The sequence below is a fragment of the Klebsiella sp. RC2 genome, assembly GCF_014192815.1.
GTDB classification, from domain to species: domain Bacteria; phylum Pseudomonadota; class Gammaproteobacteria; order Enterobacterales; family Enterobacteriaceae; genus Klebsiella; species Klebsiella variicola.
In genome coordinates, this window is sequence record NZ_JACHYL010000001.1 from 41,841 (window position 1) to 58,061 (window position 16,221).

Annotated in this window: 18 protein-coding genes and 1 pseudogene; 3 read left to right on the forward strand and 16 right to left on the reverse strand. The window is 59.2% G+C overall.

What is annotated here, in order from left to right:
* Positions 1-504 precede the first annotated feature (504 nt).
* From FHW76_RS00195 to FHW76_RS00210, 4 genes and pseudogenes are all read right to left on the reverse strand, one after another.
* The gene (locus FHW76_RS00195) at positions 505-1,542 is read right to left on the reverse strand and encodes a S66 peptidase family protein (RefSeq protein ID WP_048964313.1); all 1,038 of its coding nucleotides are present in this window, start codon (positions 1,540-1,542) and stop codon (positions 505-507) included.
* Between the two features lie 178 nt (positions 1,543-1,720).
* Positions 1,721-2,083, reverse strand: a complete 363-nt coding sequence (locus FHW76_RS00200; protein WP_016161249.1) for a TonB family protein — start codon at positions 2,081-2,083, stop codon at positions 1,721-1,723.
* 228 nt (positions 2,084-2,311) lie between these two features.
* Positions 2,312-2,782 (reverse strand): annotated as a pseudogene (locus FHW76_RS00205) (dihydrodipicolinate synthase family protein); the annotation flags it as partial.
* A gap of 32 nt (positions 2,783-2,814) precedes the next feature.
* Positions 2,815-3,510 carry a B3/4 domain-containing protein gene (locus tag FHW76_RS00210; RefSeq protein WP_012967971.1) on the reverse strand — a complete coding sequence of 232 codons (696 nt, stop codon included), beginning with the start codon at positions 3,508-3,510 and terminating at the stop codon, positions 2,815-2,817.
* A gap of 43 nt (positions 3,511-3,553) precedes the next feature.
* Between FHW76_RS00210 and FHW76_RS00215 the strand changes: the two genes are divergently transcribed.
* The 3 genes from FHW76_RS00215 (at position 3,554) to FHW76_RS00225 (ending at position 5,224) form a co-directional block, all read left to right on the forward strand.
* The gene (locus FHW76_RS00215; protein WP_012967970.1) at positions 3,554-4,156 is read left to right on the forward strand and encodes an XRE family transcriptional regulator; all 603 of its coding nucleotides are present in this window, start codon (positions 3,554-3,556) and stop codon (positions 4,154-4,156) included.
* A 62-nt stretch (positions 4,157-4,218) separates the two neighbouring features.
* Entirely contained in the window at positions 4,219-4,680 is a 462-nt protein-coding gene (locus FHW76_RS00220; protein ID WP_183476098.1) for a GNAT family N-acetyltransferase, read from the forward strand.
* A gap of 25 nt (positions 4,681-4,705) precedes the next feature.
* Positions 4,706-5,224 (forward strand): GNAT family N-acetyltransferase, encoded by a 519-nt coding sequence (locus tag FHW76_RS00225; RefSeq protein WP_016161252.1) that lies wholly within the window; start codon positions 4,706-4,708, stop codon positions 5,222-5,224.
* Between the two features lie 265 nt (positions 5,225-5,489).
* Here FHW76_RS00225 and ccmI read toward each other — a convergent pair whose 3' ends face one another.
* The 12 genes from ccmI to FHW76_RS00285 form a co-directional block, all read right to left on the reverse strand.
* On the reverse strand, positions 5,490-6,332 hold the full coding sequence (gene ccmI, locus FHW76_RS00230) for a c-type cytochrome biogenesis protein CcmI (protein ID WP_183476113.1): 843 nt from the start codon (positions 6,330-6,332) through the stop codon (positions 5,490-5,492).
* Positions 6,329-6,775, reverse strand: coding sequence for a cytochrome c-type biogenesis protein (locus FHW76_RS00235; RefSeq protein ID WP_014599186.1), 447 nt, complete (start codon positions 6,773-6,775; stop codon positions 6,329-6,331). Before FHW76_RS00235 ends, ccmI begins: the two co-directional genes overlap by 4 nt.
* An 11-nt stretch (positions 6,776-6,786) precedes the next feature.
* Positions 6,787-7,341: a DsbE family thiol:disulfide interchange protein gene (locus FHW76_RS00240; RefSeq protein WP_008804532.1), complete on the reverse strand. Its 555-nt coding sequence runs from the start codon at positions 7,339-7,341 to the stop codon at positions 6,787-6,789.
* Entirely contained in the window at positions 7,338-9,290 is a 1,953-nt protein-coding gene (locus FHW76_RS00245; RefSeq protein ID WP_183476115.1) for a heme lyase CcmF/NrfE family subunit, read from the reverse strand. Before FHW76_RS00245 ends, FHW76_RS00240 begins: the two co-directional genes overlap by 4 nt.
* Positions 9,287-9,745, reverse strand: coding sequence for a cytochrome c maturation protein CcmE (ccmE, locus tag FHW76_RS00250; RefSeq protein WP_117130671.1), 459 nt, complete (start codon positions 9,743-9,745; stop codon positions 9,287-9,289). The genes FHW76_RS00245 and ccmE overlap by 4 nt, the downstream gene beginning before the upstream one ends.
* Entirely contained in the window at positions 9,729-9,959 is a 231-nt protein-coding gene (ccmD, locus tag FHW76_RS00255) for a heme exporter protein CcmD (RefSeq protein WP_002908220.1), read from the reverse strand. The genes ccmE and ccmD overlap by 17 nt, the downstream gene beginning before the upstream one ends.
* On the reverse strand, positions 9,956-10,693 hold the full coding sequence (locus FHW76_RS00260) for a heme ABC transporter permease (RefSeq protein WP_008804529.1): 738 nt from the start codon (positions 10,691-10,693) through the stop codon (positions 9,956-9,958). Before FHW76_RS00260 ends, ccmD begins: the two co-directional genes overlap by 4 nt.
* Positions 10,694-10,742: 49 nt before the next feature.
* Positions 10,743-11,402: a heme exporter protein CcmB gene (gene ccmB, locus FHW76_RS00265; protein ID WP_012967964.1), complete on the reverse strand. Its 660-nt coding sequence runs from the start codon at positions 11,400-11,402 to the stop codon at positions 10,743-10,745.
* Positions 11,399-12,022 (reverse strand): cytochrome c biogenesis heme-transporting ATPase CcmA, encoded by a 624-nt coding sequence (gene ccmA, locus FHW76_RS00270; protein ID WP_048963677.1) that lies wholly within the window; start codon positions 12,020-12,022, stop codon positions 11,399-11,401. Before ccmA ends, ccmB begins: the two co-directional genes overlap by 4 nt.
* Before the next feature lie 83 nt (positions 12,023-12,105).
* A complete protein-coding gene (locus tag FHW76_RS00275; RefSeq protein ID WP_183476117.1) occupies positions 12,106-13,446 on the reverse strand; it encodes a cytochrome c in 1,341 nt (446 codons plus the stop codon).
* Positions 13,447-13,456: 10 nt separating this feature from the next.
* Positions 13,457-15,241: a GMC family oxidoreductase gene (locus tag FHW76_RS00280; protein ID WP_002908285.1), complete on the reverse strand. Its 1,785-nt coding sequence runs from the start codon at positions 15,239-15,241 to the stop codon at positions 13,457-13,459.
* A gap of 2 nt (positions 15,242-15,243) precedes the next feature.
* Entirely contained in the window at positions 15,244-15,999 is a 756-nt protein-coding gene (locus FHW76_RS00285) for a gluconate 2-dehydrogenase subunit 3 family protein (protein ID WP_072277546.1), read from the reverse strand.
* Positions 16,000-16,221: the final 222 nt, after the last annotated feature.

Here is a 16,221-nt window from a genome sequence, read left to right on the forward strand (position 1 = left end):
GTTTCTGACAAGCATGAAATAAGCAACTACGACGGCAGTTTCATTAACCCCGCAGTGGTTTCGTCGGCTGAGACCAGCTAAAGTCGAAAGGTCAAAAATACAGCCTTAACGTACAATATTTTTTGATATCCAAACTGCCCCCTTAACGGTACTGTAAGGATCCCGCTTAACCGAACCATTCACATTTAGAGAACTCCCGGCATACTGAATATATCCCTTAAGGACAATCGTTCCCCCCTTGTCGTCTCCTTCAGGTACTGCCAGGGAGATATGCAAGAAATTAGATAAAAGGGGTGAGTCTGCTAAATCACTAACGTTCATACAATGTCCGCTCCCGGCACTCAGGCATTGCTTAATGCACGACGTAAACGATCGCCATGTTAAACGGCTATTTCTGACAAAGCGCGGCCCCTCTGAAGCGCCGTGAGGTCCGCTCTGAACGAAGAGCGGATCTTCAGTGCAAAAGAACAGCAAGGCCCGCCTTTGTGATTAATACTGCCTTATCTACAACTGCTGAGTTACCCAGCTACCATTTTCAGCGAAAAATACCGTCGCATCGGCTCCATTTACCAGGGATATTTGAGGAGGCATGTGACCAATATCAACATCATAGAGTACGGGCACGGCAATATTCTCAAAAGCGGCTTTAAGGGCATCCAGATAATTATGTTTAGTCGGGTCGCTTACGTCGGGTGCAGCACTTCTGCCGATAAGAACACCATTTAAGTTATCAAACCAACCCTGTAATCGTAAGCTAAATAATGCGCGTGTTAATTCACAGGGAGCCATTTCCACATTTTCAAAATAGAGGATTATTCCTTGAGGGCTATTGCTCGCCTTGAAGAAGGGCACATTCCCGAATGGTGTACCTGCTAACCTGGATATTATTTCGAGGCAGCCGCCGATCAGTTTCCCGCTAAATGTCAGAGAAGATGTAACACCATCAAGGCGTTTCCACTGTGTTTTTTGGGTCAGATTGAAACCTCCGTCTGACGCTGTTCCCCATTGATTTTCATCAGCTTGAAATGCTGTTGAAGAGTACTGTTTGATTACAGTTCCCCGATTCGATTCCAGAATTTCCCATACGGCCTGAGTGGTGGCATCTAACTTTTGAGCGCCAAGATCCATGAGGTTCGGCCCATGTAAAGTAGCCCAGCCCGATATCGTCGTCAGTGGGAAATGAAGTGTACTAAGATCTGAAAAGCCCACAAACCATTTTGGTTTAGACCGGGACAACAGATCAAAATCAATCAAATCAAGTAATTCCATCGCCAGATCACCGCCCCAAGGTGGCATAACAGCTTTTATATCTGGGTCAGTAAGATAAGACATTAATTCTTCAACGCGAGAAAATTTAGTGGCGCTTTTATTTTTGTGCTGCGAGCGTAAGCAGCGTCCTTCGCGGACCTGGTAACCTCTTTTCTTTAGGTTTTTTATGGCGAGTTCCAGTCTGGGATGCAGATGTTCAGGTACGCCAGAAGAGGGAGCGGTTACACCAATAACATCTCCTGGAGCCAGCCTGGGTGGAAAGAGGACACTCATGGATAAATCCTTTTCAGAACATATAGAATTCCATAATCCATAATTAAAGCCAGGATGTAAAATTAACAGGCGAACACTCCGCTTGTTTTTTCTATGAGCCTTTAAAAGGTCTGCTCATGGCACCCAAGGGACTTTACCGGCGTAGATGATGCGTCAGGCGACTAATCCTCAAAAGTGCTTACTGCTTATTCGCGGGACCGCCGTCTGATTTGGGTTGGATCATGACGACTACTCTTTTAGCTATTCCCGGTTTCCCCTTTTCAAAGCGCCATTTACTCATCATTTTCTCGATGATTTTATGTTCAAACTCCGGAGTCGTTGTCGATTCCAGTATCTTTACATTCTGAACTCTGCCATCTGAATCAACATCATACTGAATCCGCAGAGCATTCGGCAGGAGGTTTCCGTTCTTATCATGAGTGGTAATTGCTGCATTTGCAGAGGAAATGCTGCCTGAAGGTGTGCTGGCGCTGGCCGGTATACCGGCGCAGAGTGCCAGGAACAATGGCAGAATCAGGGTGAATAGTCTGATAGCTTGCATAAATCGTCCGAATTCCAAAATTAACCATGAATCTTCACGTTACCAACGGCGCGAGTGACAGGCTACCAGATGAAATGATCAGTGAATACCGCGTCTTCAGCGGCAATCCCTTTGACCTCCTTACCAGGCGCTTCGTACCACATCCATTCCCGGGGTCGTTTCGCTATCAGGACTAGTGGGAGCTGAGCGAGTGTATCAATGATTCCTTTTGCCAGCTGTCAGCTCGTCAGGGAACATGACCGAGCTAACACCCTTAAGTGATGAGAGACGACCATGGAGTTCGTCCATAAAGGTAAAATGCGTCGTGCCCGGATTTTCAGAGATACACACTGGTACAGACAGGTGCCTGGTAACGGCCTCGAAGCGTGAGAAGACTTCTTCGTCACGGAGTGACTGGTAGCTGACCGCCGGGAGTAACAGGACATTCGCGCCAGCTGCCTGGGCATCATCAGCCAGATGCAGAATGGCGTCGATACGGACCGATCCCACACAGACCATAACCGGGATGTCCCCGGCATGCTGTTTTGCCAGAGTAGCTACGCGCTTGCGCTGCTCCCGGGTCAGATAGGCGTAGCGTGCGGTTGACCCCAGGATGCCCATAGAATCAACCCGAGCATCTGTACGGCGGGAAAGCATATGGCTGAACCCCTTTTCATCCACGCCGCTGGCGGTTATTGGGGTTAATGTAAACGCCGATAACCGCTAAACATACCTGTTTCTCCTGAAGGATATTACTGCTGTTGTTCTTCGATGAGAGCAACGTCAAACCACAGGCCGGGCATCATTTTTTCCAGGCCGTCGGTCAGCATCTTCCCGGCTTCGTGCAGTTTCTCCAGCGGCATCTGCGGCAGGCTTTCCAGAATGAACCACATTTGCTGAGCGTCCACGCCCAGACGGGTTCTGATCCCCTGTCGCCAGTTCCAGCGGCGGCAGGTCACGCCGGTGTCATCACACCAGATAACCTCTCCTTGTGAAGGATATTCAACGGCCGTTTCACCCTCTTTGACGGTATCAAAAGGCTCTGTTCCGTTTGCCACAGCCAGACGTGGTGAACCCTGATAGGCAGAGATATTCTCCCCACCAACCGGTACGGCGTAGCGGAGACTCACGGCGTTATAAAGATCAACGATGGGATCGAGCGCGGGCATCGTTCCGTCACGTAATACGCGCTTACGTAACGCATCAGCTGAGCAAGGGGTGCGTTTAGGTTTAGCACCAAACTTTTGAAAAACGTCGGCCCAGGCTGCCAGATGAGATCCCGCCCATTCCGGTTCGCCGGCCAGAACGGCTTCACAGGCTTCCCGCAGCGCGATTTCTCCAGCGTCGGGATGAAGCACTGGCGCAGCTTTTACGCAGATACTGAGTGCCCGAAAACCTGGGGCAATACGATAAATTTCAGGGGCAATTGACGGAGAGACGGTTAACACGTGATAATCCTTTAATGACTAATTTATTCCATGATAATGACCGATGACCAAAAAAGTCAATTTAATGACCGATGCAAATGCTATCGTCAACACGGTGAATGAAGCCGTATCTCAGCGAATTAAACAGTATCGTAAGCAAAAGAAAATCTCCCTCGATGAACTCTCCCGTCGAGCCGGCGTCAGCAAGGGAGCGCTGGTTGAGATAGAAGGATGCCGGGCCAATCCCAGCATTGCTCTGTTATGCCGCCTGGCTACCGCGATGGGGGTTTCGGTGGCTGATTTTGTGGATGTCAGTTCCAAACCGACTGTGCATCTCATTGCTGAAGATGAGATCCCAGAATTGTGGGAAGGTGAAAAAGGCGGGAGAGCAAGACTGCTCGCAGGGTCGGGTGGGCCTGATATGACCGAGCTCTGGATGTGGGAAATGCAGCCGGGGGAAAAGTTTGCTTCACCGGGCCACGCGGAAGGAACGCTTGAACTGTTTTATGTTCAGTCGGGCACGCTCACATTGGGGGTAAAGGACCATTTGTATCGGGTAAAAACCGGCTGTTCGGCAACGGCCAGAACGGACGTTCCTCATTTCTACGAAAACCAGGGGGAGAGCCCGCTGGTATTTATCATGACAGTACATGAGAAAGCATCCTGAGTGGTTGCCCGGTATGCCTGTAGGGCTTGTCTCATCAAAGCAAGTTTGCAAGGAGTCGTTTAGTGGATAATCAGCATCTGCGTTTTACCCAAGGCCAGTTTACTGTCACAACCGATCCCGCCTTTTTTCAGCTGGAAGCCATTCACGATTACCTCTCGCAATCGTCCTGGGCGCCTGGCATTGATGCTGAAACGGTCAGCATATCAATCCAGAACAGCCTTTGTTTTGCGCTTCTGGATGGAACAAGACAAATCGGCTTCGCCCGTCTGGTCACCGACTATGCCACTTTTGGTTATTTGTGCGACGTCTACGTGCTGAACGAGTATCAGAAAAGTGGTCTTGGTCGTTGGCTGATTGAATGCTGTCACGCCCATCCCGTGATGTCACGCCTGCGACGGATAATGCTGGTAACCTCTAGCGCGCCCTGGCTCTACCAGAAGCTGGGGTATAACCCATTGAACCAACCTGATTTTGTCTGGCAAATCAATCGACCCGATATTTATCGTCAACCCGGGCAAAAGTAAGACTATTTTTTGAGAGTAATGATAAATGTTAATCCGTAGGGCCCGTCCCTCTGATGCAGAAGAGCTTGCCATTTTAGCCGAACGCACCTTTAGAAAAACGTTTGAAGCGGGTAATACTCAGAAGGATATGGAGCTTCACTGCCAGGCAAGTTATTCAACAGATATTCAGTTGCAAGAAATCCTCAGAGAAGACTGGATTACATTAGTCTGCGAATACGAAAGCAAACTGATAGGATATGCCCAACTGAGGTGGGAAGCATTTCCTCCCTGTGTAAATAGCATTCACGCCGGGGAAATCCTGTGTCTGTATATCGATGAACCTTATCATGGCAAAGGTTTTGCACAAGCGCTGATACACAAGTGCTTTGCTGAATTTGCGGCACAGGGATCGGATATTGTCTGGTTAGGTGTCTGGGAACATAACCCAAGGGCAATCTCTTTTTACCGTAAGCTTGGGTTTACCGAGGTGGGTGAACATATCTTCCAGGTTGGGACAGATCCCCAGAGAGATATCATTATGAAACGCTCAACGGGTGTTAGCTGAACAAACATTACGACGTCCGCTCTGGCACACAGCAGGCGTGATCGACACCAGGAGATGTCACGCGCTAGCGGCTAAGCGTAGCGCCGGCTCGGAAAATCCCGGATGGCGGCGCGTGGCGCCTTATCCGGGCTACGCGGTTGTGCCACTCTTGTGCCGTTATTTTGCCGGGTGGCGGCTGCGCCTGACCCGGCCTACAAAAACAGGGCCGCCCGTACTCTTCTGGTGGCATGCCCCAGGCCCGCGCCTGCGCAGCGCCGCCGGGCTGTTACTGCGCCTGCTGCTGCGCTTGCGCCAGCTGGCGGACGATCGCCTCGCGCCGCGCATCCCCTTCCGGCAGCCGGGCCAGCAACGCCTGCAGGGCTGCCACGGCTTCGGGGTAATCTTCATTACGCACCGCGCTCAGGGCCAGCATCTCCAGCACCGGCAGGCTGGTCGGCTGCCGCTGATGCAGGTCACGCAGCAGCAGCTCGCCCATCCGAACCTGACCGCTATCCCCCGCCCGCACCAGCGCGCTGGCGTAATCGAAAGCCGCCGCCGGGTCATCCGCCGCCAGATCATGCGCCCGGCCAAAGGCGCCGATCGCCGTCTCGCCATCGTTCAACAACAGGCCCAGCCGCCCAAGCAGCTGCCATCCGGGGAGATCGTTCGGGGTATCCTGCAGATGGCTGCGCAGCCCGAGCCGCAGCTCCGCCAGCTCATCCATACGCAGCGGCGCCGCCGTCGGGTCCTTAACCTGCTGCAACAGCGCAGGATAATGCCGTTCAGCCTGCTGCCAGAGCAGCACCTGGCCAATATCGCTGGTTTTCAGATACAGGCCCAGACTCAGAACCACCAGCAGCAGCGCGCCCGGAAGCAGCGCCCAGCGGCTTAGCGGCCGTTCGCCAGGCTGTGCCTGGGGCGGAATATCCGTCAGCAGCGTGCGCTGCAGCTCGACGACCAGCGCCGGGTTGTCCTCGCCGCGCTCCTGCGCCAGCTCCTGCAGACGCGACTGGTACAGGACGCGGTTGAGGGCATCGCGGTCCACCGCCCCTTTGCCCGGCCACGGGTAATAAAGCAGCCCCAGCGCGCCAGCCAGCAGCAGCGCGACGATAACCACCAACAGGCTCATCGTTCTTTTCCTTCTTTCAATAATGCCGCCAGACGCTGGCGCTCTTCGGCGCTGAGCGCCGCGTCAGGAATGTCGCGACGACGCGCGCGGGCGATAATCACCCCCGCGCCCGCCAGCACGAACAGCCCCGGCCCCAGCCACAGCAGCACCGTGCCCGCGGTCAGGGGCGGCTCGTAGCTGACAAAATGACCGTAGCGAGCCACCATATAGTCAACGATCTGCCCTTTCGTTTTCCCCTGCTGCATCAGCTCGTACACCTTCTGCCGCATATCAGCGGCAATCATCGCGTTTGAGTCGGCGATGCTGTTGTTCTGGCATTTCGGGCAGCGCAGCTGGGAGGTGATCTCGCGGAAGGCCTGCTCCTGGGCCTCATCCTTAAACTGCCAGGTGTCGATGGCGGCCCACGCCTGGCCGGTCAGCATCAGCGCCAGCAGGATGACCATTGCACATCTCATCAGCCCGCCCTCCGGTTGTATTGATCCCACAGCGGCTGGAGCTCCTCGCGCCACACCCGTTCGTTCAGGTCGCCGGCGTGCCGCCAGCGGATGATGCCCTGACCGTCGATGAGAAACGTCTCCGGCGCGCCATAGACCCCGAGATCCAGGCCAAGCATGCCGTTGCCATCGTACAGGCTCAGCATGTACGGGTTCCCCAGGCGCTGCAGCCAGCTCATCGCCTTCTGCCGATCGTCTTTGTAGTTCATCCCCACCACCCGCACGCCCTGCTGCGCCAGGCCGTTGAGAAACTGATGCTCGGCGCGACAGGTTGGACACCAGGTGGCCCAGACGTTAAGCAGCAGCGGCTTGCCGTCAATCAGCGTGCGCCGGTCCAGCGTCTGGCCGGGGGTATTCAGCGCTTCAAGGCGAAATTCCGGCAGCGGTTTGCCAATCAGCGCCGACTCGAGGGTCGTCGGGTCATCGCCATCGGCGTTGCGCATCAGTTGCCAGAACAGCGCGGCGGCCAGCGCCAGAAACAGCACCAGCGGGATAAACAGTAGCTTCCGGTTCATGAGGCCTCCTGCAGCTTCTTACGCATCCGGTAGCGCGGGTCGAGCATGCAGCACAGACCGCCGAGGGCCATCAGTACCCCGCCGTACCAGATCCAGCGAACGAACGGTTTATAGTACAGACGCACCGCCCAGCTGCCGTCGCTCAGCTCTTCCCCCAGCGCGGCGTACAGATCGCGGGTCAGCCCGCCGCTGATCGCCGCCTCGGTCATCATCATCCGGCTGGCGGTGTAAAAGCGCTTCTCGGCATACAGCGTCGCTTCCGGGCGGCCGTTGCGGGTCACGGCAATAATGCCTTCGCCGCCGGTCCAGTTGGGGCCGACGATATTGCGCACGCCGTTAAACACAAAGTGATAGTGATGGATATCGATACTGTCGCCGGGGCGCATCCGTACATCGCGCTCCACGCTGTAGTTCTGGCTGAAGGTGATGCCGATAACGGTCACCGCCACGCCGACGTGACCGAGCACCATCCCCCACTGGCTGCGGGTCAGGGTGCGCAGGCCGCGCCAGAAACCGTGGCGATGGGTGGCCCGTTCGTGAACCTCCATCAGGGCGAAGATCAGCACCCACAGGGCCATCATCAGGCCGATGACCGCCATGGCGGTGATACGGTCCTGCAGCAGCCACGGCAGCGCCAGAGAAAGTGACAACGTCACCACCAGGGCAATAATCAGGCGTTTAATCTGCCTGGCGACGTCATCGCGCCGCCAGCGGATCAGCGGTCCCAGCCCCAGCAGCAGCGCAAAAGGCGCCATCAGGGCGGTGAACATGGTATTGAAGAACGGCTCGCCAATGGAGATGCTGCCGAGGCCCAGCTCTTTATGCACCAGCGGCAGCAGCGTTCCGAGGAGCACCACCAGCATCGCGGCCATCAGCAAGATATTGTTGCCAAGCAGGAACGACTCGCGCGACCACAGCGTATGTTCCACCCGCGCCCGCACCCGGCCGCCCTTCAGGGCGTACAGCAGCAGCGACCCGCCGATAGCGACGATCAGCAGTACCAGAATAAACAGCCCGCGCGACGGATCCGAGGCGAAGGCATGCACCGAAACCAGCACCCCGGAGCGCACCAGGAAGGTGCCCAGCAGGCACAGAGAGAAGGCGGCGATGGCCAGCAGTACCGTCCAGGCGCGGAAGCTGCCGCGCTTCTCGGTCACCGCCAGGGAGTGCAGCAGCGCGGTCCCCACCAGCCACGGCATAAACGAGGCGTTTTCCACCGGATCCCAGAACCACCAGCCGCCCCAGCCCAGTTCGTAGTAGGCCCACGCCGAGCCCAGCACGATGCCGAGGGTGAGGAACATCCATGCCGCCTGGGTCCAGGGACGCGACCAGCGCGCCCAGGCAGTATCCAGCCGCCCCGCCAGCAGCGAGGCGATGGCGAAGGCGAAAGCCACCGAGAAGCCGACGTAACCCATATAGAGGATCGGCGGATGGAAAATCATGCCGATATCCTGCAGCAGCGGATTGAGGTCGCGGCCATCAATGGGGTACTGCGGCAGGCCGCGGCTGAACGGGTTGGAGGTAAAGAGGATAAACAGCAGGAACCCAAAGGCGATCATCCCCATCACCGCCAGCACCCGGGCGACGGCGTCGAGCGGCATTCGGCGGCTGAAGATGGCGACGGCGAAGGTCCAGACGCTGAGCAGCAGGACCCACAGCAGCAACGAGCCCTCGTGCGCCCCCCAGGTCGCCGCCACCCGATACCACACCGGCAGCGCGCTGTTGGAGTTTTCCGCCACGTAGCGGACGGTAAAGTCATTGACCACAAAGGCGTGCACCAGCAGCAGGAAGGCGACGCCGATACAGGCGAACAGCCCGCAGGCCAGCGGCCGGGCCAGGGCCATCAGCCGTCGGTCCTGCCGCGCCGCGCCCCACAGGGGATAGACGCTCAGGATCAGCGCCAGTCCCGCCGCCAGACACAATAAAAAGTTGCCCAGCTCCGGCATCATGGCTGCACCCCCGTTTTCTCCGGCGTCATGGCGTTTTTCACCTCCGGCGGCGTGTAATTTTCATCATGTTTGGCCAGCACCTGCTGGGCGGTAATATGCCGCTCGCCGTCCAGTACGCCCTGGGCCACCACGCCCTGCCCTTCACGAAACAGGTCCGGCAGAATGCCCTTATAGCTGACGTCCACGACCCCGCGGGCGTCATACAGCTTAAAGCGCACGTCGAGGGTTTGCGGGTCGCGCTGCAGGGAGCCCGGCTGAACGTAGCCCCCCACCCGCAGCCGCTGCCCGGTATGCGGCAGCGCCCGGGTTTCCGTTTTGCCGTAGATAATTTCCCCCGGGGTGTAGAACAGATCGATATTGCTGCTCAGGGCGTACAGCGTCAGGCTGACGGTCAGCCCGAGGCCGGCGAGCACCGCCAGCACGATATACAGCCGGGTTTTACGACGCGCTTGCATCCGCGGCCTCCTTGTCGTGTTCGCGGGCGGCAGCGATCCGCCGCTCGCGCGCCTGCTGGCGTCGTACCTCATGGAACAGCGCCCGCCGCGCCCACAGGGTATGCACCGTCAGCAGGCCAAAGGCGGCGACCGCCACGGCCACCGCCAGCCAGACGTACACCGCATAGCCGCCCATATTCAGGAAGGCGGCGAAAGACGAAAAGGCGGGGCTCATCGGGCAGCTCCTTTATTCACCAGCGCCACCACCCACGGTCGACGGCGCTCCAGCTGCAGGATCAGGTTACGCAGGCGCATCAGGGTCAGCGTGACCGACAGCATGAGGAAGGCAAAGATGCAGATCCGCAGCGGCAGACGCATGCTTGGGTCGATGGTTTGCTGCAGGTTGGTCGAGCCCTGGTGCAGGGTGTTCCACCAGTAGACCGAGTAATGAATGATGGGCAGATTGACCACCCCGACCAGGACGAGGATCCCGGCCGCGCGCCCGGCCAGCCGCCGGTCGTCAAAGGCGTGCCACAGGGCGATGACTCCGGCGTAAAGAAACAGCAGCACCAGCTCTGAGGTCAGGCGGGCGTCCCAGATCCACCAGGTTCCCCACATCGGCTTACCCCATGCCGCGCCGCTGACCAGTGCCACCAGGGTGCAGACCGCCCCCACCGGCGCCAGGGCGGCGATCGCCAGGTCGGCCATTTTGATCTGCCAGACCACCCCGACGAAGGCCGCGACGGCCATCGCCAGGTACAGCCCCATCGACCACATCGCCGCCGGGACGTGAAGGTACATGATCCGATAGCTTTCCCCCTGCTGATAGTCCGCGGGGGCGAAGCCAAAGCCCCACCCCAGGCCGATGACCAGCAACAGCGCGCTCAACGCCGCCAGCCAAGGGATCCAGCATCCGCACAGACGGTACAGCCGCTCGGGGATCGCCAGTTGATGTAACGCTTTCCACATAGATGCTTACTCACACGGTTATGATGGCTGCGCCCGCAGGCGCAGCGAATTATTGCACGGTCAGCCGCAGCGCGGCGGCGGTGGCGAACGGGCACAGGGTGGCGCTGGCGGTTAAGAACGCCGCCAGCATCGCCAGATAGCCGCTGACCGGGAGCCCAGCGGCCGCCGCCTGGCAGGCCGCGGTGGCGAAAATCAGCAGCGGCACCGCCAGCGGCAGCACCAGCAGGCTCAGCAGGACGCCGCCGCGCTTCAGACCGACCGTCAGGCCAACCCCCACCGCGCCGAGAAAACTGAGCGTCGGGGTGCCGAGCAGCAAGGTCAGCGCCAGCACGCCGGCATCGTGCAGACTCATCCCCAGCAGCAGCGCCGCCAGCGGCGAGACGATCAGCAGCGGCAGGCCGCTCATCATCCAGTGGGCAACCACCTTCACCAGCACAACCGCCACCAGCGGCGTCGGCAGGAGCATCAGTTGCTCCAGGGAACCGTCCTGCCAGTCGTCGCGAAACAACCGATCCATCACCAGCAGCGCCGCCAGCAGCGCGGCGACCCACACCACGCCCGGCGCAATCTGCGCCAGCAGCTGTGGCGCGGCGCCGACGCCGAACGGAAACAGGGTGATGACGATCAGAAAGAACCAGAGCGGATTGAGGATCTCCGCCCCGCTGCGCCACGCCAGGCGCAGTTCCCGGGCCAACAGCGCTCGCATCATTGCCCGCCTCCCGCGTCGCCGCCGAGGCGCAGGGTGCGCAACGGGCAGCGCAGCGGCCGCAGAGGCTGGTGGGTAGTGAGGATCGCGCTTCCCCCCTGCCGGGCGTGCTGCTCCAGGCGGCAGGTCAGGGTTTCCATCGCTGTGGCGTCGAGGGCGGTGAACGGCTCATCGAGGATCCACAGCTGCGCGTCGGTTAACCACAGGCGGGTCAGCGCCACCCGGCGCTGCTGCCCGGCGGAGAGCTGGCTCAAGGGGAGATCTTCATAGCCCGCCAGGCCGACGGCGGCGAGGGCGCGTTCCCGCTGCTGAAGGCGGCTGGCCGGAAAGAAGAAACGCAGGTTTTCATCGGCGGTCAGCGCCGCGTTGACGCCGGGCTTATGGCCCAGCCACAGCAGCTGACGATGAAATGACTCCCGGACCTTCGCCAGCGGCTGGCCCTGCCAGCTCACCCCGCCGCTTTCCGGGCGCGCCAGGCCGCAGAGGATCCGCAGCAGCGAGGTTTTCCCCGCGCCGTTATCACCGGCGACCTGCAGCAGCTCACCGGCAGCAAGGGACAGCGTCAGCTCCGCAAACAGCGGTCGATCGTCAACGATGCAGGTCAGTCGCTCTGCATGCAGCATGAAGGCAAACTCCTTGATTCAGACAGTATTTTACGTCCTGGCTAAGTATGGGTTGCGCCGCGCGGGCGACGCAACCCTGACGGTTACTGTCCGGCCCCCGGTAGCTTCGAGATATCAGCGTTGCCTAACGCCTTCTCATCGTGCGCCGCGGTCTCCTTACGCACCTTCGCCACATCGCTGGAGCTGACCGCCGGAGCGTTGTTGCCCCAGCTGGTGCGGATGAAGTTGACCACATCCGCTACCTGCTGGTCGTCCAGACGCCAGCCGAACGACGGCATGGTCAGGTTGGAGACCGCATCTTTCACCGCCGGCGTGGTGCTCCCGGTCAGAACGATATGGATAAGCGAAGTGGCATCTTCGGTCTGCACCACCGGATTGCCCTTCAGCGACGGGAAGGCGCGTTTATAGCCTGCGCCGTCGGTGCGGTGGCAGGCGGCGCAGTTATCGACGTACAGCGCGGCGCCGGTTTTGCTGTCGTTACCCTTCCACAGATCTTTCGCCACGCTGTCTTCCACCGGGGCTGGGGTCTGTTTGCCGCCGCGCGGCGGGAGCGACTTCAGATAGCGGGCGATGGCGGTGATGTCGTCATCAGAGAGATACTGCAGACTGTGCTCCACCACATCGCTCATGCCGCCGAAGACCACCGATTTATCGTTACGTCCGGTTTTCAGGAACTCGGCCAGCTCGGCTTCGCTCCAGGTCCCCAGACCGTCGCGGTTTTCGCCGCGCAGGCTGGAGGCAACCCAGCCGTCAATCGGCGCATTGCTGCCCGCCAGGTAATCATCGCCTTCGCTTTCGCTGAGCGCTTTTTCCTGCATCGTCAGACTGCGCGGGGTATGGCAGGCGCCGCAGTGGCCCAGGCCTTCCACCAGATAGCGGCCGCGCTCCAACACCGGGTCAACCTGCGGGTTGGCGACAAAGTCGCTCGGCGTCGGGGCGAAGATGCCGCGCCAGAACGCCAGCGGCCAGCGCATCGACAGCGGCCACGGGATGTCGGTGTCCTTGTTGGCGGCATTCACCGGTTCCACGCCATGCATGAAGTAGGCGTACATGGCGCGCATGTCCGCTTCACTGATCCGCGCGAACGAGGGATACGGCATCGCCGGATAGAGCGTGGAACCGTCTTTCCGCACGCCCTTGCGCACCGCGTCGTCGAACTCTTCGAAGGTGTACCCGCCGATGCCGTGTTCTTTATCCGGCGTGATATTGGTGGAGTAGATGGTGCCGATCGGCGTCTCCATCGGCAGACCGCCGGCGAAAGGTTTCCCCGCTTTGCCGTTGGTGTGGCAGGCGACACAGTCCCCCGCCCGCGCCAGATACTCCCCCTGCTTAATCAGATTGCTGTCCGCAGGCGCCTCTTCGGCAAAAGCCGCGCAGCTCAATGCCCCAAGCACCAGGGCCGATAACCATTGCATTTTCATCATCTGCCTTCCTTTATGCCTGCACCAGGGGTCCCGGATTTTTCAGATACTGCTCGCGGATCGCCTTCGCTGACCAGTAGGCCAGCGCGGCCACCGTGCCGGTTGGGTTGTAGCCCAGCCCCTGCGGGAACGCGGAGGCGCCGATGACGAAGACATTATGCACGTCCCAGCTTTGCAGATAACGGTTAACGGCGCTGGTTTTCGGATCTTCCCCCATCACCGCCCCGCCGTTCATATGGGTGGTCTGGTAGGTGGTGGTATCAAAATGGCTGTTGGCGTTTTTCGGGCTGCCGAGGATATATTTCGGCTTCATCGCTTTGGCGATCGGCGCCATCTTATCGAACATAAACTGCGCCATCTTGATGTCGTTTTCCTGCCAGTCGAAGGTCATGCGCAGCAGCGGCTGGCCGAAGACGTTTTTGTAGTTCGGATCAAGATCGAGGTAGTTCTGCCGATAGGACTGGTGCGCGCCGTGGGCATCCATCGACAGGTGATGGGTGTAGGTATCGGCAACCGCCGCTTTCCACTTGCTGCCCCACGCCGGGGTGCCCGGTGGTACCGGGAAACCGGAGATGGGCTTGGTCCCGGCCTGGTTGACCCAGAATGGCGAACCGCCCACAAAGCCCGCCGCGCCGTGGTCGAAGTTGTCGGCGTTGAAGTCGTCGACCCCGACGCCGTTGCCGCCCGCGCCGATAAACGGGTTGGTATAGGTGTCTTTGTCGAAAATGGCCTTGATGGTGGTCATGTTCTGGTAGGCGAAGTTACGCCCCACCACCCCTTCGCCGGTCTCCGGATTGTACGGTTTGCCGATCCCGGAGAGCAGCATCAGGTGCACGTTGTGGAACTGGAAGGCGCCGATAATCACCAGGTCCGCCGGCTGTTCCATTTCGCGCCCCTGGCCGTCGACGTAGGTCACGCCGGTGGCGCGGGATTTGTCGTCGGTCAGGTTGACCTTCAGCACGTTGGCGTTGGTCCGCAGCTCAAAGCGTTTTTCCTGGCGCAGCGCCGGCAGGATGTTCACGTTCGGCGAGGCTTTGGAGTACATGTAGCAGGCGTAGCCGCTGCAGAAACCGCAGAAGTTGCACGGGCCCATCTGCGCGCCGTAGGGGTTGGTATAGGAGTCGGAAGTGTTGGCCGACGGCAGGTTATAGGGGTGATACCCCACTTCCAGCGCCGCTTTTTCAAACAGCTGCGCCGACCAGGTGTTTTTCTGCGCCGGCAGCGGGAAGTCGTCTGAGCGGTCCGGGGCGAAGGCGTTGCCGCCGCGGCCTTTGCCGACGACCTTGCCTTTGATCGACCAGGCGGTCCCGGAGGTGCCGAACACTTTTTCCGCTTTATCGAAGAAGGGTTCCAGCTCGTCGTAGGTGACGCCAAAATCCTGGATGATCATATCCTGGGGAATGAAGTTTTTGCCGTAGCGTTCTTCATAGTGGCTGCGCATCCGCAGTTCGATGGGATCGACGCGGAAATGCACGCCGGACCAGTGCAGCCCGGCGCCGCCCACGCCGGTACCCGGCAGGAAGGCCGCCAGCTGGCGATACGGCACCGCCTGCTGGCTGGTGTTATGCCGGATGGTGACAGTGCTTTTCGACAGATCCTGGAATAGCTTGCGGCGGATGTTGTAGGTCAGCTCATCAATCACCTGCGGATAGGCGCCATCCGGCCAGGTGTCGCGCATCGGGCCGCGCTCCAGCGCGACGACGTTGAGCCCGGCTTCGGTCAGCTCTTTGGCCATGATTGCCCCAACCCAGCCGAAGCCGACGATCGCGACATCGGTTTTTTTCAATACGGTGGCCATGATTACGCCCTCTCCCCATTAATTGATACCGGCGGGAAGGGGTAGCGTTCGCCCCGTTCAACCCAGTCCATAAAGTCGGCGCGCGCGCCGGGAAAATTAATCAGCGTCCAGCCGACCATGCCTTTATTGCCGCCATGGATCGGGTCGCTGAAGAACCCTTCGCGGGTGTTCTGCAGCAGATAGGTGAAGAACAGCGAGGCCGGCAGCTGTTTGAACTCGGCTTTGCCGGATTCCCACAGGCCGAGCGCCTCGTCCTGCTGCTCACCGCTCAGTTCAGCGAAGGTTTTATGATATTTGTCCTGGCACCACGCCTCGGCATCAGCGATCCCGAGGTTATAGATCTGTTTAGGCACCAGCGGCAGCTGATAACCCATCTCTTTCGGCACGTCGGGGTTGAAGGGCCCCTGCATATACCAGATGGAGCCGGTGGCGTAGGGGGTATTGAGCTGGCGGTCGATAAACTCCGGGACGCCGGCCTCTTTGGCGCCGGGACCGAGTTCATCCGCCGGGATTAAGCGAGCGACGGCGGCGTTGATAAACGCCCACTCACGATCGTTGAAGAACTGCGGCTTCCAGTCGCTGGCCGCCGCCGTGTTCCCGGAAGCAGGCTCAGACGCGGGGGCCGCCTGCGCGGTCGCGCTGGTGGCCACGCCAATGGCCCCTGCTCCCGCGCCGCCGATCACCACCGTCGGGATCAGCGCCATCGATTTCACCAGGAAATCACGCCTGGAATTGTTGGTTTTCTCGCTCGACATCATCACATTCCTGTCATTGAAAATTACTGTTTTTGTCGCAGACAAACCCAGTGAATGTCGTGCTGGAACCGATACCATTGCGCTTTCAAACCGCTTAGCGTCTGGCCCGGCCCGGCAAGTCGGATAAAACATCGCCAGAGGCGATATCATTTATAGGGTTATCGTTTGGATAGTAGACGATTCTCAACGAAACGCGGGAAATCGGAGAGAAATTCACCGGAATGT

What these genes read in the sequence shown, in the direction of transcription:
- FHW76_RS00195 (WP_048964313.1), bottom strand. Translation starts at nt 1,542, where the DNA reads ATGAGTGTCCTCTTTCCACCCAGGCTGGCTCCAGGAGATGTTATTGGT.
- FHW76_RS00200 (WP_016161249.1), bottom strand. Translation starts at nt 2,083, where the DNA reads ATGCAAGCTATCAGACTATTCACCCTGATTCTGCCATTGTTCCTGGCA.
- FHW76_RS00215 (WP_012967970.1), top strand. Translation starts at nt 3,554, where the DNA reads ATGACCAAAAAAGTCAATTTAATGACCGATGCAAATGCTATCGTCAAC.
- FHW76_RS00225 (WP_016161252.1), top strand. Translation starts at nt 4,706, where the DNA reads ATGTTAATCCGTAGGGCCCGTCCCTCTGATGCAGAAGAGCTTGCCATT.
- ccmI (WP_183476113.1), bottom strand. Translation starts at nt 6,332, where the DNA reads ATGAGCCTGTTGGTGGTTATCGTCGCGCTGCTGCTGGCTGGCGCGCTG.
- FHW76_RS00235 (WP_014599186.1), bottom strand. Translation starts at nt 6,775, where the DNA reads ATGGTCATCCTGCTGGCGCTGATGCTGACCGGCCAGGCGTGGGCCGCC.
- FHW76_RS00240 (WP_008804532.1), bottom strand. Translation starts at nt 7,341, where the DNA reads ATGAACCGGAAGCTACTGTTTATCCCGCTGGTGCTGTTTCTGGCGCTG.
- FHW76_RS00245 (WP_183476115.1), bottom strand. Translation starts at nt 9,290, where the DNA reads ATGATGCCGGAGCTGGGCAACTTTTTATTGTGTCTGGCGGCGGGACTG.
- ccmE (WP_117130671.1), bottom strand. Translation starts at nt 9,745, where the DNA reads ATGCAAGCGCGTCGTAAAACCCGGCTGTATATCGTGCTGGCGGTGCTC.
- ccmD (WP_002908220.1), bottom strand. Translation starts at nt 9,959, where the DNA reads ATGAGCCCCGCCTTTTCGTCTTTCGCCGCCTTCCTGAATATGGGCGGC.
- FHW76_RS00260 (WP_008804529.1), bottom strand. Translation starts at nt 10,693, where the DNA reads ATGTGGAAAGCGTTACATCAACTGGCGATCCCCGAGCGGCTGTACCGT.
- ccmB (WP_012967964.1), bottom strand. Translation starts at nt 11,402, where the DNA reads ATGATGCGAGCGCTGTTGGCCCGGGAACTGCGCCTGGCGTGGCGCAGC.
- ccmA (WP_048963677.1), bottom strand. Translation starts at nt 12,022, where the DNA reads ATGCTGCATGCAGAGCGACTGACCTGCATCGTTGACGATCGACCGCTG.
- FHW76_RS00275 (WP_183476117.1), bottom strand. Translation starts at nt 13,446, where the DNA reads ATGATGAAAATGCAATGGTTATCGGCCCTGGTGCTTGGGGCATTGAGC.
- FHW76_RS00280 (WP_002908285.1), bottom strand. Translation starts at nt 15,241, where the DNA reads ATGGCCACCGTATTGAAAAAAACCGATGTCGCGATCGTCGGCTTCGGC.
- FHW76_RS00285 (WP_072277546.1), bottom strand. Translation starts at nt 15,999, where the DNA reads ATGATGTCGAGCGAGAAAACCAACAATTCCAGGCGTGATTTCCTGGTG.